The sequence below is a fragment of the Sorangium sp. So ce367 genome, from assembly GCF_051520455.1.
GTDB classification, from domain to species: Bacteria; Myxococcota_A; Polyangia; order Polyangiales; family Polyangiaceae; genus Sorangium; species Sorangium cellulosum_B.
Window position 1 is genome coordinate 6,744,414 of sequence record NZ_CP150334.1, and the last position, 14,733, is coordinate 6,759,146.

The following is a 14,733-nucleotide window of genomic DNA, read 5'->3' on the forward strand; positions in this document are numbered from 1 at the left end:
GCTCGCGCGGCGATGCCGGCCCGCTCAGTCGTCATCCGGCGGCGGCGAGGGCGGCTTCAGCGCTCGCTGAAGCGCCTCGACGTCGCGCTCGCTCGCGCCGGCCGCACGCAGCTTCGCCAGCAGCGCCTCCGGTGAGCCAGACGCGGGAGGCGGGACCACCGGCGGAGGCGGCGGTGCCGCAGGTGCAGGACGACGCACCTGAGCGACCACGGCAGGGGAAACAGCGCGCGGCGAGGCGATGGATGGCGGCACATGCGCACCGGGCGGCGGCCCGACAATAGACGACGGGGAGGCCATTAACGGCGGTACGGGCGGTGGCGCAGCCATGGGCGGCGGCAAGGGCGGCGGCGCGGCCATCGGCGGCGGCACCACGGGCGGCGGAGCCGCAATCGAGGGTAGTACGGGCGGCGGCGCGCGCTCGCCGAGCCACAGCGTTCCCTCGCCCGCGACCGGCGTCTCCAACGGCGTTGTGAGCGGCCCCCACGGCGCACCGGGGACCGGCGCGACCGGACCGGACGCTCCGGCCGGCAAGATCGGGAACGGCGCCTCCTCTCGAGGCCTCACGGCCGCATGCTGCCCGAGCCATAGCGTCATCGTCCCCTCGTCCGCCTCCTCTCGCTTCGCGGTCACCGGTCCCAGCGTCATCTCGCCTGCCGGCGCGGGCGGAGGCAAGAGCGGCGCACCACCCCACGGCGTCGCGTCGACCCTCCACGGGACGGTCGCGTCGCCCGCCTCCGCGACCGGGAACGGCACGACCGCCTTCGCCGCCGCAGTCACCTGCTGCTCGGGCCGCAGCGCCACCGTCCCCTGGCTCTCCACGTCGCTCGTCGTGGCCGGCGCCGATGACGACACGGACAGCGCTGAGGCTTGGGGCCACAGTCGAGCCCAGTCCACGTCGCGGCCCGGCACCACGAGCGCCGCCGCCACTACGAGCGACGGCAGCGCCGCCTCACCGCCGGGCACCTCGACACGGCCGCGCCACACGAGCGCCAATTCCTGGCGATCCCCGTCGATCGCCAGCGTGTCACAGACCATCTCGACCTGCCGTTCGACCGGCGGCGCGCCCGCGGATTGCTCGATCACGCGGGCCACGCCCCGCGCCGACGGCAGGCGGGTCTGCACGCGGGGCAAGGTGGGGTGCAGACCGTCAAGGACCAGCCACTCGTCGCCTCGCAGGTGGTCGACCAGCTGGTCCGGCGGCGCCGCCTGGAAATAGCCCCACGGCACCGCGTCGGGGATGTCGGCGATCGGTGCTTCCAGAGCACGAGGATCGGCGCTCCCGAGCAGCCGCCTGCGCGCAAGCCACAGCCGCGAGATCGGCGCAAAGCCAGTGGGCCGCCGGGGGTCGGCCGGATCGACGAGGTTGGGCGTCGCCTTCCCGACCGGGTTCGGCTCGCCTGGGCCACCGAAGGCGCGCTCATAGACCAGCGGCATGCGCTCGAACGGCTTCGGACCGGCGGGGCCGCGGTCGCCGAAGACGTGGACCACCTTGTCGAGCACCGGCCGGCCGTCGCGGGCGAGGCCGAGCCGCGCCGACATCGCAGGCGCGGGGCTGCCGCCGGGCGGGTACGCGTGCCCGACGAATGTCACGTCGCAGCGCGGGAGATAGGGCGCGAGATCGCTCGCCCTCTCGATGCTGCGCGAGGGGTGGCCATCGAACTGCCGCTCCTCCGACCGGATCTCGGCCGCCCCGGAGTGCGTTGCCATTCCGCCTGGGACGAACGCAAAGCGTGCCTTGACGACGACGGTGGTCCAGAGCCGCCTCTGGTACCGGAACGGCACCACCGCGCAGGAGACGTCGCCAGAGGCGATCGAAAGAGGAGCCATGCTGATGTCCGCTAGACTACCATCGTTCGCGATGGTCGCCGCGTTCACGTCGACAGGTGCTCCCGCGGGCATCGCACCGTTCACGCTCACGGCCGATCGCTGGTCCCCGGCCGATCTCCCCGTCGTCAGCATCCGCGGCACGGAGCAGATCTCGCGGCTCTACCGCTTCGAGATCCTCCTTGCCCGCGTCGAGCACGCGCCTGCCACGCTCGAGCGCGATCTCCTCGGGCAACCGGCGCGCCTCGCGCTCCTCTCTGGGCCGGGCGAGGGACGCACGGTGCACGGGATCGTGCGCCGCATCGAGGCGGAGGGCGCGCTCGGCGATCAAGGCGGCCGGCACGGCTACCGGCTGTGGCTGGCGCCGCGGCTGTGGCTCGCGGGGCGCGGCAAAAACAGCCGGATCTTCCAGGACCTCACCGTGCCCGGGATCGTCGACCGGATCCTCGACGACTGGGGCTTGCCCCGCCGGTGGCACCTCGCGCAGGAGCACGCGCCGCGGGCGTACTGCGTGCAGTATCAGGAGAGCGATCTCGATTTCCTGCAGCGCATCCTCGCGGACGAGGGCATCTTCTTCCACTTCGAGCACCCGGACGACGCGGGTGAGGGTGAGCGCGAGGTGATCGTCTTCGCGGACGACCCTCACCTGGTGAAGCCGATCGACGGCGAGCCGGCGCTCGAGGTCCGCGAGGGCGACGGCCTGTCCACGCGCGAGGGCGACGTGCGCCGCTTTCGCGTGCGGCAGGAGGTGCGGCCGGGCGCGGTGCTCCTCAAGGATTTCGACTTCGTCCGACCGGCGTTCGATCTGCGCGCGGAGGCCCGCGTCGCCGCGAAAGAAGACGCGTTCGATCCGGCGCAGGTCCGGGTGTACGACCACCGCGGCGAGAGGGAGCGATCCCGGCTCGATAACGCGGTCGCGCGGCTCCACCTGGAGCAGCACCGAACAGCCGCATCCGTCGGCGAGGGCGAGAGCCGATGCCGCCGGATCTTGCCGGGGCGCTGGTTCGAGCTGCGCGGCTGCCCGGCGGACGGGCACGACGGGCGCTACACGATCTTCCGTGTCGACCATGAAGGCTGCGTGCCGGAGCGGCAGAGCGGTGAGGACGAGGCGCGGGAGACCTACCGGAATACGTTCCGATGCGTACCGCTTGAGACCGCCTTTCGCCCGCGCCGGCCGCGGCGCGAGCTCCGGCAGGTGGTGGAGACCGCGACCGTCGTGGGACCTGCGGGACAGGAGATCCACACTGACGAGCTCGGGCGGATCAAAGTTCACTTCCACTGGGACCGCGAGGGGGAGAACAGCCCGAGCAGTTCGTGCTGGATCCGCGTCGCGCAGGCGTGGGCCGGCGCGGGCTGGGGGTTCCAGTTCATCCCGCGCGTGGGGATGGAGGTTCTCGTGACCTTCGTCGGCGGCGATGTCGACCGGCCCATGGTTACGGGGTGCGTCTACAACGCCCAGCACCCGCACCCGTTTGCGCTGCCCGCGAGCAAGACGAAGAGCGGGATCGTGACGCAGACGACCCGCGGGGGCGGCGGGCACAACGAGCTGAGCTTCGAGGACCGGCGAGACTACGAGCGAATCTTCCTCCATGCACAGAGGGACCTCGACTTCATTGTACGCAGCAACCAGACGACTCGTGTTGACGCGAATCAGACTGACGTGGTGGCCGGCAACTGCTACGAAATCGTGGGACAGAGCCGCATCAGCAATGTCTCGGGCGATGTCGTCCTCGCGGTTGAGGGGGCCGAGAAAACAACCGTCCATGGTGACAGCACACGTATGGTTCGCGGCAGCTCGAGCGACACGGTGAGCGGCGATGCCGTGCATCACATCGACGGCAGCCGACGCGTGTTCGTGAGCAAGGCGCACGCGGTCTCCATCGGGGGAAGTGCACGCGAGCATGTGAGCGGCGACCGCTCCACTCATGTGCAGGGGGCCGACGATTTAGTCATCTCTGGGAACGCCATCACTACGGTGCGCGGGACTGCCGCGTTCAACGTGCAGAAGGATGTGCTGGTCGTTGTTGGCAGCGAGGCCGCACCCGCCCGTGCCTCGACTCGACTCGCGGGCGATCTGGAGGTCATCTCGTCGGGCGCGGCAGAGATCGATGCAGCCGATGAGATCCGCCTCACGGTGGGCGATAGCGCGCTCGAGATCAGATCCGACAGTGTGCGCATTGTGTCCAAGTCCATCATCCTAGCCGCTGACGCGATCCAGGTCACATCCTCAAAAGCTTCGCTCATGATGGGCGACGGCGTCGACCTCTACGGCGAGGTCGTGAAAGTCTCCTCCGAGGCGAATGCAGTCCTCAATCTCGGTCAAGAGGCCAAGCTCGACGGCGCCATGGTGAAACTCAACTCCGGCGTCGGCGCGGAAAGGGCGAAACGTGAGCAGCGATCGAGGGAGGCGCCCAACCTCCCCAAAGAGCGGGTGCGGCTCTTCGATCAGCAGGGCGAGATCATCCTCAATGCCCGCTACGAGGTGAGCTTGCCCGGGTACTTCGATTGTGGCACCGCACCAAGTGGCGAGGTTGAGATCCCCAAATTCCCCGACGTGGAGGTATGCCGCCTCCGCTGGGGCCGTCCCATCAGCGCACGCGAGGAGGGCGCGCTGGACTCCGAACTCGAATTCGAAACGGATCTCTATCTCAATGACGAGCACCCGGACGCCGCCGAGAGCCTCCGGCGCAAACTGCACAACCTCGGCATCGTCGCCGATGATCCGACCGACGCAGCTTATGCCTTCCAGGCTGCGCGCGGTGCGCCGCGCACCGGCCTCACCGACGACGTCCGCGACGATGTAGACCGGCAGCACGGGAGCGCGCGCGCCATCCAGGGTCGTCCCGGGAGTTCGCGTTCATGACCAGACCCGCCGTCCCGCCCACGTATCACCTCCGCCTGCGGCTCCGCACCGCTGATGGTAAGGTAGGCCCTTTCGCAAACCGCCCTTACTTGATCACCTGGCATCAACGCGAAATCGCTGGAACCACAGACGCAGACGGTATCATAACTGCCGCGCTTGACGCCCGCGCCCATAGGGGCGTCCTGGATCTCGGCGATCTTGACGAACACGGCGTCTTCGCGGCACGCATCAGTGTTCCGCTCAACCGCATGCCGCCGCCGCCGGGCCCTCCGAGGCCGGCCGACGCGGGGGGCGTAGGGAGGGGCGTAGGGAACCGAGCACCGCCGTCGCCACCGACACCGCCACCTATGCTGCTGAACCACGACTTGACACCGTCCGAGTACGAGCAGTACCAGCGCCAATTGATGGACTATGAGCGGCAGCGGAGGGAGTATGAGGAGGCTTTGCGCCGCCGCGCGACAGAGAGCAACGGATGGCAGGCCACCCGCCGACCCGAGCAGCCCAGATCGCGCGGGATGAGTCGGGCACAGCGCGCGCGACTTCAACAAGACCAGGACAGATATTTCCGGCGTACGCGGGAAATCTACGACCTTGCATTCCGTCTCGCGAATCTTGGATATTTCACAGGAACACCGGATCATCATCGTAGCACCTATAGCGGGATGTCGGGCCCAGATCTGTGGAGACTCACCGACGCGATACGGCGCTACATGTTCAAGCATGCGCTTGACTCTGGGGTTGACCCCGAGTTTATAGAAAACGGTTATCTGACCCTGACGGGCGACTTGACGACCGTCTTGGAGCACGTGATCCGGGCACACGACGACCGCGATCCCTGAGGGGTTCGAACGCACAGGACGGGACATGCCGATTCGGAACTACACGCGAACTATCCGCGATCTCGCCTCTGGCCTAATGGGCGGGCCAACGAGGCGCGATGACCAGTCACGCCCCGATACGCAGTGGGTACGGACCGCGCACTTCGAGAGCGACACGCTCGCGACCTTCGTGGTCCCCGGTGATTGGCCCGAGAGCACCGATGATTGGTTCCTCCCGCAGACGAGGACCTATCCGCAACGCGATCGGAGTTCGTTTGAGTACTACATTGATGGTACCGAAACCTATGACGCGATGCTTGAGGCGATCGAGACCGCCCACGGCCCCGAGCACTTCATCATCCTCGTCGGCTGGACGATGCACCTCGATTTCGCACTGCTGAGGGACCGCGGAGCGAGGACTTCGCTGCACGGGCAAACGGGCGAGGCAATCCTCCGCGCCAAGGTGGAGCAAGGCGTGAAGCTCCGCGTACTCATCTACAACAACCCCACGCCCACGGATTGGTTCGCAGTCGGCAGCTCGAAGCGAGCCGTGGACAGCTTCAACGCTGGCGCGACAGCGTCACCGCCCGGGGCGATCTGTATCGTCGACGAAAACGTTCGCCTATTGGGTTCGCACCACCAGAAGATCCTCGTCGTGTACGGTCGCGAGGGCCTGGTCGCGTTCTACGGCGGCGTGGACCTTAGCCCGGACCGGGTCGGCGTGACCCGGGTGGTTGGAGTTTACGACCCTGGGACGCCGATGCACGATGTGCATGCGCGCGTCACGGGCGACGCAGCGCTCGATCTGCTTCGGCTCGTCGTCCTCCGATGGAACCATGCTCGCTGGGACGACTTCGGGCCGCTAATGATGGTACCTTTACCAGGGACGGTGCCAATTCCAGTGCCGTTGGGAAAGCGGGAGGTGTATGGGCGCGAACTGGAAGACTTGTCCCAGTGGCTGCGTCAGGCGGAGTCGCTCCCCGTCACATCTTCGGCGGTGTGTTATCCCACACGAATCGGTCAAACCATTGGCAATCCGGACATCGCGCAGCTCCCGGACCAGCACAGCGATGCCTGGGAGTACATCCGTCACGCCATCCGTCGTGCGCAAAGGTTTATCTACATCGAAGACCAGTACTTCTGGAGCCTTGCCGCTGTGGACGTGCTAGTCGAGGCCCTCGGGCATATTGACCAGCTCACTATTTTGTTGCCTAGAGTGGACACCATCAACGAGAACCTTCGACACCAGGCGATGCATCGGCTCCTCACGCGCGCGGCTGAGGCGCGGACGAAGATCGGGATCTACACGCGACTGGGAACGTATCACAGCTATATCCATGCGAAGCTATTTATTGTTGACGACCAGGTTGCCATCATCGGCTCTGCCAATTGTAACAACCGAGGGTATGAGTACGATAGCGAGGTTGTCGGGATCACGTGCGATCCGACATGGCAGACCGCGAGCGGACCGCGGCATGGCGCCTGGCACGTCCTCGAACTCGACGCCGCCCACAAGCTGCGGATGGAGCTATGGTCCGAGCACCTCAATATGCCATATACTGAGCGCTTGTACGATGGCGTGGCGAGCACTGTGTACTGGCGTCGGCCTGCGAGGACGGCAAACATCCAAGTCTACCACATCGACGGTCGCCCGTGGTATGAGGCCCTCGAGAACTGGAACCCCTTGGCCACATCGGCCGCGGATTTTGCTATCGATCCAGCGCTACCGCGTGCCGCGGGCGGCACCTCAGGGGCGCACGCCGCGGGCGACGCCGCCGCAGGCGACACCTCAGGGGCGCCATAGGTCACGCGGCTCCGCCGTGACCTCCGGTGTCTGCCTCCAGCGAGGCCACGTTCGCGACCTTCGCGGCGGGGGAGATAGGACATGTAGAGTGTTGGTAGCATTTTCTCGATCGTGCGACGATCGGTGGTTCGGGTGTCCAGTGGTGTATGACATCCAGATCCTCAAAATGGTTCTTGAACCGTGTGTTGAGCTGTTCGCGAGCAAGCCCACCTCCGTTCCCGCTGTTGAGTGAGGGGCGAAGAGCCTGCTGTTCTGGTAAGATGACGCCGATGACGGCGAGCAAGCGCGACTGGGTAGGCGGCCGCGTGGGGAGCCACGCCGAGCTTGACGCGGCCGACCAGGCATTCTGGGATCAGGCAGGGCCGGCGGCGCGCTTCGAGGCCTCGATCGAGCTTTCGCTGACGGCGTGGAGCTTGCGACATCCCGATGAACCTGCCCCCCGATTTGGTCGAGATGCTTTCGGCATTCGCAGACGCCGGGGTGCGGTACCTGGTGATCGGCGGCCACGCGGTGTCGCTGCACGCACGCCCCAGGACGACGAAGGACCTGGACCTGTGGCTCGACGCCGCGCCTGAGAATATCGGACGCGTGCGCGGCGCTGCTGCGCTTCGGCGTGCCGGACGAGATCGTGACGAGCCTCCGGACCGCGCAGCCAGACGAGATCGTCTGGATGGGGCGGGTCCCCGCCCGCATCGACTTCTTACAAACGGTCGCTGGGATCGCGTTCGAGCCCTCCTCGGAGCGGCGGGTCACCGCCGACGTTGCAGAGGCGTACCGGTGCACTTCATCGGCCGCGACGACCTCCTCGTGAACAAGCACGCGATAGGGCGGCCGCAAGATCTGCGCGACGTGCGCGCGATCGACCGCGCCGCCGGGGCGGAACCGGGGAAACGCCCAAGGGCGTGCAGAAAGCCCTGAGAGACCTCCGCTGGTCCCCCTCTCGCTTGCACGCGGCCTCAGGCGCTTGCCCGGCCGCCATGGGATCTTCTACGATGGCGCTCGCCGCGCGTAGCGCCCTCGCCAGGGGCACGGCGGCGGCCCCGCATCGAGTGACGCAGCACCTGGGACCACTGGAACGAGGCGCATGCCATGACTCAGCTCGCTCGACCGGGAGATCTCCTCGCCGGGAAGTACCGCGTGGAGAAGGTGCTCGGCGAGGGAGGCATGGGCGTCGTCCTCGCCGCGAGGCACCTTCGCCTCGACGAGCTGGTCGCGATCAAGCTCATGCGGGTCGAGATGGCGCAGGACGCCGGTCTCGTCGAGCGCTTCCTTCGTGAGGCGCGCGCGGCGTCGAAGATCAAGAGCGAGCACGTCGTGCGGATCAGCGACGCCGACACCCTGGCGTCGGGCGCGCCGTACATCGTGATGGAGCACCTCTCGGGGCAGGACCTCGCGTCCAAGCTTCGGGACGAGGGCAAGCTGGGCATCGCGGAGACCGCCGGCTTCGTCCTCGAAGCGTGCGACGTTCTCGCCGAGGCGCACTCCCTCGGGATCATCCACCGCGACCTGAAGCCCGCCAATCTGTTCCTCGCTACGACCCGGGACGGCGGCACGCGTCTCAAGGTCCTCGACTTCGGCATCTCGAAGCTCGTGAGCGCCGGGGGTGGCCAGGACATGACCCGGACGGCGTCGATGCTCGGCTCACCCATGTACATGTCGCCGGAACAGATGCTCTCGACCCGCAACGTGGACGCGCGCACGGACATCTGGTCGCTTGGCATTGTCCTCTATCAGCTCCTCGCAGGCGAGGCGCCCTTCCGGGCCGAGACGATACCGCAGGTGTGCGCGCTCGTGCTGCAGACCGACCCGCGCCCTCTGCGCGATCTCCGGCCCGATGTGCCCGCCGGGCTCGAAGCGGTGGTCGACCGCTGCCTTCAGAAGGATCGCGAGAGGCGCTTCCCGGCGGTGGCAGACCTGGCAGCAGCGCTGGCGCCGTTCGGCCCCTCCGGCTCGGGGCTCCTTGCCGATCGAATCTCGCGCCTCCCCCGCATCGGTCCCGACGGCAGGGCATCGCTCAGTTCCGACGCAGACCATCGCGCCCCCGGCCCCGCGCTGCCGACGTCCGGGACCGTCGCGCTCACGCCGGCACCTCGCCCTTCCGAAGAGTGGGCAGGGACCACGGTGACCGCCACACCGCCCCCTCGCGAGTCGCCGCCGCAAGCAACCAGGGAACCGAGCGTGCCGGCGGTGCACGCGGCCGCAGCACCCCCTGCACCGGAAATGCCGCCGGCAGGAGCCCCAAATGACACGAGCAGGGGAAGACCGGCCGTCGGCTCAGGCGTCAGCACGACACTGCCCTTGGAGGCGGGCGCCGCACCCAAGAGATCCGGCGCTCCGGCGGCGCTCGTCATTTTCGCGGCCGTCGCCGCGGTGCTCGGGCTCGGCGCCATGGCGGGCTTCAGGCTGCTGCGGAACGACAGCCCTACCGGAGAGGGCGCGACGTTGATGGTTTCGCCTCCGGCTCCGGCAGCGCTGTCGGGGCAGCCAAGCTCCGAAGTGCCGCCGCCGTCCGCTCAGCCCTCCATGGCCGACGCTGTGCCAACACACGACCACCGGGTTGGCCAGCCAGAGCCCGTGTCGACCAGCTCCGCGACGCCGGCGACGCCCACCTCCGCAGCGCCGGCAACGAATCTCCCCGGCGACCGCACGGGTGCGCCCCAGACCCCCAGCGCCCGGCCGCCAGAGGCGCCTCGCGCCGCCTCGGCAGACCCGAAGCGGGCACCGCCTCCCGCACGGTCTGCTCGGGCTCCGGCCCCGGACGACCCCTTCAAAGGACAGTCCAATTGAGCAGAAGGACTGGACATCGCTCCTACGCTCGCGCGGCAACGCTCGCTGCGTGCATCGTGACGGCGGTCACCCGCGCGCCGGACGCGCGCGCCGATGCGGACGACGCAAAGAAGAGAAAGGCGGACGCCCTCGCGCTCTTCCAGGAGGCACGCAAGCTCACGGCACAGGGCAAGTACGCGGAGGCGTGCCCGAAGCTGGAGGCGAGCCTGCAGCTCAACCCGGGCACAGGCACGCGGTTCTACCTCGCCGACTGTCTGGAACACGTCGGCCAGCTGGCCAGTGCCTGGATCCATTACGTGGACGTCGTCGACGCCACGGCCGCGGCCGGCCAGAAAGCAAAGGAAAAGTACGCACGCGCGCGAGTGGACGCGCTGGAGCCTAGGCTCACGCGGCTCGCCGTGGTCGTGTCCGACGGCGCTCGGAGCACGCCGGGGCTCGAGGTGATGCGCGACGACGCCGTGCTGGTCGAGGCCCAGTGGGGCGTGGCAGTCCCGGTGGATCCCGGGCCGCACAAGGTCTCCGCCACCGCCATCGGCGCGAAGCGCTGGGAGACAACAGCAAAGGTCGATCAAGAAGGACAGACGGTCACCGTCACCATCCCACCGCTCGAGCGCGCGGAGTCTGCGCCTCCGTCGGCGACTGCGCACCCCGCAGCGACCACGCCGCTCCCCGGCACCGCGCCGCTCCCGGACCCGGCGTCGCCGTTCCCGGCCGACTCGACGGCCCCGGGGCACAGGAAGCCCATGAGCGATCCGGGCTCGCCGCTGCGCACCGCCGGGCTCGTCGCCGGCGGCGTCGGCCTGGTAGGGCTCGCCATCGGCGCGGGGTTCGGCATGAACGCGCTGTCGAAGAACCGGGAGGGCACCGAGCATTGCTATGTTTCGAAGGGCGGCGCTTCGAAGGCGTGTACTCCCCAAGGCGGCGCGCTTCTCGACGACAGCGCGGCCGCCGCTGCGGCCTCCACGGTGAGCTTCATCGCCGGCGGCGTCGCCCTCGCGACCGGTGCCGCCCTCGTGCTGTTCGCGCCGCCCGCAAAGGCGCGCTCGCGCGGAACGGGCGCGACGACCGGCGTGCTCCTGGGCCCGGACGGCATTTCGCTCGTGGGGAGATGGTGAGAGGATCGACCGAGCAGATGAGGAGATCTCCGCGACGCTTACGATGGTACGCAGCAGCGGCGGCCGCGTCCTGCGCCGCGCTGACGGGCTGCCTGTTCCTGGACAACGAGTGGCACCCCTGCGACACGACCTGCACCGGCACGTGCATGGCATGCGAGGAGACGAAGACCGGAGAGCCCGACGGTACGTGCGCCCCTGTGACGGCGAACACGGATCCTGACGACGAGTGCGAGGTCGGCGACTGCGGCGGAGACGGCGCGTGCGAGGCGCCAAGCGACAGCCCTTGAACGGAGCCCCCGTTCGCCCTTCCGCGTCCAGCGCTCGCGCCCGTGTCCGGCTCTCGCTCACTTCCAACGGGCGCTGTCCCGCGCCGGAGGCGCGTCGAGCGGTGTCTGGCCTTCAAAACGCCACGGACCCCTGCAAGCCCACGCCCACGCCGCCTCTGTCCGATTTGCGCGCCTGATAGCCGCCGCGAAGCGTGGCGGAGATCACGTCCGAGAGCTTCAACGTCCCCTCGCCCACGAGCCGCACCCCCCATTCGCCAGCGCTCGGCATGTCCGTCACCTCGATCATCGGCGCCAGTGACAGCGAGTCCCCCGCAGGGAAGTCCACGCGGCTGTAGCACCGGCTCCCGAAGTAGGTCCCCTCCCACAGCCCTATCGTCTCGCACCCCAGCGTGATCTTCGAACTGTACGGATCGCCGATGAGGAATGCGCCTCCAGTACCCATGGTGAAACCTTTGCCGGTCATCCCAGTGAGCAGCCCCATCTCCACATGCCACGAGTCCGCGAGCCGGAACCGAACGCCCGGCGCGGCGTAGACCAGCTCCGCCTTGTAGTCATTTGCCTCGGGCGCTCCCGGTGACTTTCCCCTGATGTAACCGGCGCGCATGGAAAATTCGGCGACCGCCCGGAGCAGTCGATACGTGTACGAGAGCTCTGCGTTCCAATAATGCTCGCCCACCTTATGATCGTTCGGCTCGGTGACAGGGCACTCCTGAGTGTTCGACGCCTGACACGCGGTCTCGTCGGGGGGGCGCGCGCCGAAGTCGACGTAGTCGAACCTGGCCGACGCGGTGCTTCGCCGCCCGCCGAGCCGCTTCAGCAGCGTGCGCTCCACGGAGTCGATGGGAGCCTCGACCACCTGCACGTGGTGCATGCGCGCGCGCGAGGCGAAGACGCTCGCGCGTACGCCGTCGATCCGCTCCGTTTCGATCGTATAGTCCAGACCCGGCGGCCCCACTACCTCCGGTGCGATCATCGCAACATAGGCGAGCGAGGCGCTGCCCGACCGCTGAAACACCGTAGACCGCAGGGTTCCATCTCGCAGCCTGTAGACGACGAATGCCTGTCGAAGCAGGTGGGCATTGGTGAAGTTGGCCTCGATGGCGAGCGCCTCTCCGGATTTGCCCACCGAGACCGGCGCGTGGACCATGCCCACCTCCGGCGCGACGGCCGGTGCGCCGCTCGGACTGGCGGAGGCAGCCTGCGACGCCTGTTCTCCGGCCGCCGCCGGCGCCTCCGCCGGAGCGTCCCCGGCCAATGCCACGGCTGGGCGCCCGGCCGCCAAGGCCGCCGCGCAGAGAAGGCAAAGCCCGCGACCGAACGAGCGCGCCGATGCGGTCACGTCACGTGCCCGGCCGAGCATCACCATTGGTAGCTCACCGCGGCGCCGATGCCTGGACCCGCGTGCTCAATGTTCCGTCCCTGATACGAAGCGCGCACGCTGAGCACCAGGGTGTCCAGCGCCCTCCACCCCAGCTGGAACACGCCGCGCGCGCCGACGTCACCCGATCCCGTGGACTTCCCCTTGCCTTCCTCCGTGTCTTCCTGAGTGGACTCAACGTCCGGCCTGCCATCCGCTCCTGCGGGCTGGTTCGTCACCTCAACCCGGAACAGCATCGGGAACGTCCAAAAGGAGGCGAGCTCCACCTGCGCGATGCCACGCGCACCGATGCCACCCAGGAGCTCGCCGCCCAGGATCAGGTTCGTGTGCTTATCGTTGCCGATGCGGAGCATGGCGTGCCCGCCGCCGGACATGCCGCCCTCGCCGAGCCCCACGAGGGCGCGACCGATGAGCGACGCTCCGTAGCTGAAGCCGACCTCCGTTTCGAGATACCCGTACGTGAGCCCCACCGGCCGTGGATCGAACCCACCATCGAGCTCGTCCGCGTTGCCTCCGAGGCCGCTGTACACGCCGAACCCCGTCCGGAGCGCCCGGATGCCGGTGTCTCCATACCTGAGGCTCACCATCCCCTCCACCTGCAGCATATAATCGTTGCCAATCAGTCGGTTGTAGTCCGCGAAGTCGGTCGAAACGGCCACCGTCTTCTCGACCGGCGCCGGCTCGTGATCGGAGAGCCCCGGCTCGAACCGCAGCTCTGCCGGCGCCGTGCTGGTGCCCACGACGGCGACCGTCTCACCGGCTCTCGTCGCGGCCTCTGCGAAGAACTCCATGCGTTGGCCCATGAGCGCGCTGGCCGGGATCACCGTCGAGAAGTACCCGCGGCCCATCGGCGTCATCGGGAACGCTCGGTAGTTGGGCTGCTTGGGCACTCGCAGGTGAACGACCGCGCCCGCGGCGTCATCGCGCAGCTGCATCCCGAGCCCGAGGGGTACGCCAGAGACAGCCCCGACCGGCGTGGTGAAGGCGAGCAGAAGATCTCCCTTGCCGCTGGCTTCCCCCGTGGCCTTCTGGTCGGAGGCCTTGCTCTCGGCGACCGTTATGCGGCGCAGCGCCTGCGCCTCCTCGTTGAGCACCGACACGAACCGGCTGGACGGCGACGCGCGCACGTACTTCTCGTAAGCGTCGATGCGCGCCGCCGGATCCGCCCCTTTCAACCCCTCGAACATCGCCGCAAGGGCGGCGGCGTCGGGATCCCCCGCCCGCGGCGCATTGCCCGCCGGGATATCATACGTGGAATCGCTCGCCGCCTTCGCCGGCTTGTCAGGCTTCTTCGCGGGCGCCGGAGGGATCCCCGAGGCGATCACGACGTCGCCTGCCGCGGGTGTCCTGGTGACTGTCCCGACCACCTGGGCGAGAGAAATGGTCGGGCGAAGCTGCACGATCTGCAGCGTGCCGATGAGGAACCGATCGGTGATGGTCCTGCCGGTGACGGGGTGTTTGAGCCGGACGGGACGCCAGAGCTGCACCCGGGCCCCTTCGGAGACGCCTGTGGTCTGCCCCAGATCGAGAAGGAGATCCTCGCCCTGGATCTCGAGCACAGTCCCCATGGCTTCGTCGGCGCGGGCCTCCCGCTCACCGAGGAGGGGCAACGCGCTCGCAGCAAGGAAGCGCACGAGGAACAGAAGCCTGTTTCGAGAGAGCGCGCGCATTCACGGCACCTTCTGCGGGCGGATCCTGGACGTCACCGCTTCCCCACTTCAGCAACGGCGCTCACATCATTTACATGAATTTCGTATTCTGGGAAGAGGTAAACAGCGCGTCTTCCCGCCGAGCTGGCACTCGGCGGATCCAAGCTGGCGCGTCTGCCTCGACGCGGGGCCGGACGCCGGCCCATGC

The 14,733-nt window shown here is 68.3% G+C and carries 10 protein-coding genes; 7 read left to right on the forward strand and 3 right to left on the reverse strand.

The genetic code is table 11. From position 1 onward, the window contains the following. Positions 1–24: 24 nt before the first annotated feature. Positions 25–1,827 (reverse strand): DUF2169 family type VI secretion system accessory protein, encoded by a 1,803-nt coding sequence (locus WME97_RS25495; protein WP_437540805.1) that lies wholly within the window; start codon positions 1,825–1,827, stop codon positions 25–27. On the opposite strand from WME97_RS25495, the gene WME97_RS25500 reads away from it, so the two are divergent. The 7 genes from WME97_RS25500 (at position 1,826) to WME97_RS25530 (ending at position 11,498) form a co-directional block, all read left to right on the forward strand. Beyond that, the gene (locus tag WME97_RS25500) at positions 1,826–4,687 is read left to right on the forward strand and encodes a type VI secretion system Vgr family protein (protein WP_437540807.1); all 2,862 of its coding nucleotides are present in this window, start codon (positions 1,826–1,828) and stop codon (positions 4,685–4,687) included. The two genes, WME97_RS25495 and WME97_RS25500, sit on opposite strands and share 2 nt — an antisense overlap. Before the next feature lie 347 nt (positions 4,688–5,034). Next, positions 5,035–5,526 (forward strand): hypothetical protein, encoded by a 492-nt coding sequence (locus WME97_RS25505; protein WP_437540809.1) that lies wholly within the window; start codon positions 5,035–5,037, stop codon positions 5,524–5,526. Positions 5,527–5,551: 25 nt separating this feature from the next. Next, positions 5,552–7,309 (forward strand): phospholipase D-like domain-containing protein, encoded by a 1,758-nt coding sequence (locus WME97_RS25510; RefSeq protein WP_437540811.1) that lies wholly within the window; start codon positions 5,552–5,554, stop codon positions 7,307–7,309. 613 nt (positions 7,310–7,922) lie between these two features. Beyond that, a complete protein-coding gene (locus WME97_RS25515; protein WP_437540813.1) occupies positions 7,923–8,120 on the forward strand; it encodes a hypothetical protein in 198 nt (65 codons plus the stop codon). Between the two features lie 278 nt (positions 8,121–8,398). After that, entirely contained in the window at positions 8,399–10,096 is a 1,698-nt protein-coding gene (locus tag WME97_RS25520) for a protein kinase domain-containing protein (RefSeq protein ID WP_437540815.1), read from the forward strand. 56 nt (positions 10,097–10,152) lie between these two features. Then, complete coding sequence (locus WME97_RS25525) at positions 10,153–11,211, forward strand: hypothetical protein (protein ID WP_437540817.1); 1,059 nt, start codon at positions 10,153–10,155, stop codon at positions 11,209–11,211. Positions 11,212–11,228: 17 nt separating this feature from the next. Continuing rightward, positions 11,229–11,498: a hypothetical protein gene (locus tag WME97_RS25530; RefSeq protein ID WP_437540819.1), complete on the forward strand. Its 270-nt coding sequence runs from the start codon at positions 11,229–11,231 to the stop codon at positions 11,496–11,498. Positions 11,499–11,610: 112 nt separating this feature from the next. Here WME97_RS25530 and WME97_RS25535 read toward each other — a convergent pair whose 3' ends face one another. Further along, positions 11,611–12,864, reverse strand: coding sequence for a hypothetical protein (locus WME97_RS25535; protein WP_437540821.1), 1,254 nt, complete (start codon positions 12,862–12,864; stop codon positions 11,611–11,613). After that, on the reverse strand, positions 12,858–14,546 hold the full coding sequence (locus WME97_RS25540) for a hypothetical protein (RefSeq protein ID WP_437540823.1): 1,689 nt from the start codon (positions 14,544–14,546) through the stop codon (positions 12,858–12,860). Before WME97_RS25540 ends, WME97_RS25535 begins: the two co-directional genes overlap by 7 nt. Positions 14,547–14,733: the final 187 nt, after the last annotated feature.

Coding starts and splice junctions, on each gene's coding strand:
- WME97_RS25535 (WP_437540821.1), bottom strand. CDS start 12,864: ATGGTGATGCTCGGCCGGGCACGTGACGTGACCGCATCGGCGCGCTCG.
- WME97_RS25540 (WP_437540823.1), bottom strand. CDS start 14,546: ATGCGCGCGCTCTCTCGAAACAGGCTTCTGTTCCTCGTGCGCTTCCTT.
- WME97_RS25505 (WP_437540809.1), top strand. CDS start 5,035: ATGCTGCTGAACCACGACTTGACACCGTCCGAGTACGAGCAGTACCAG.
- WME97_RS25500 (WP_437540807.1), top strand. CDS start 1,826: ATGCTGATGTCCGCTAGACTACCATCGTTCGCGATGGTCGCCGCGTTC.
- WME97_RS25520 (WP_437540815.1), top strand. CDS start 8,399: ATGACTCAGCTCGCTCGACCGGGAGATCTCCTCGCCGGGAAGTACCGC.
- WME97_RS25495 (WP_437540805.1), bottom strand. CDS start 1,827: ATGGCTCCTCTTTCGATCGCCTCTGGCGACGTCTCCTGCGCGGTGGTG.
- WME97_RS25530 (WP_437540819.1), top strand. CDS start 11,229: ATGAGGAGATCTCCGCGACGCTTACGATGGTACGCAGCAGCGGCGGCC.
- WME97_RS25510 (WP_437540811.1), top strand. CDS start 5,552: ATGCCGATTCGGAACTACACGCGAACTATCCGCGATCTCGCCTCTGGC.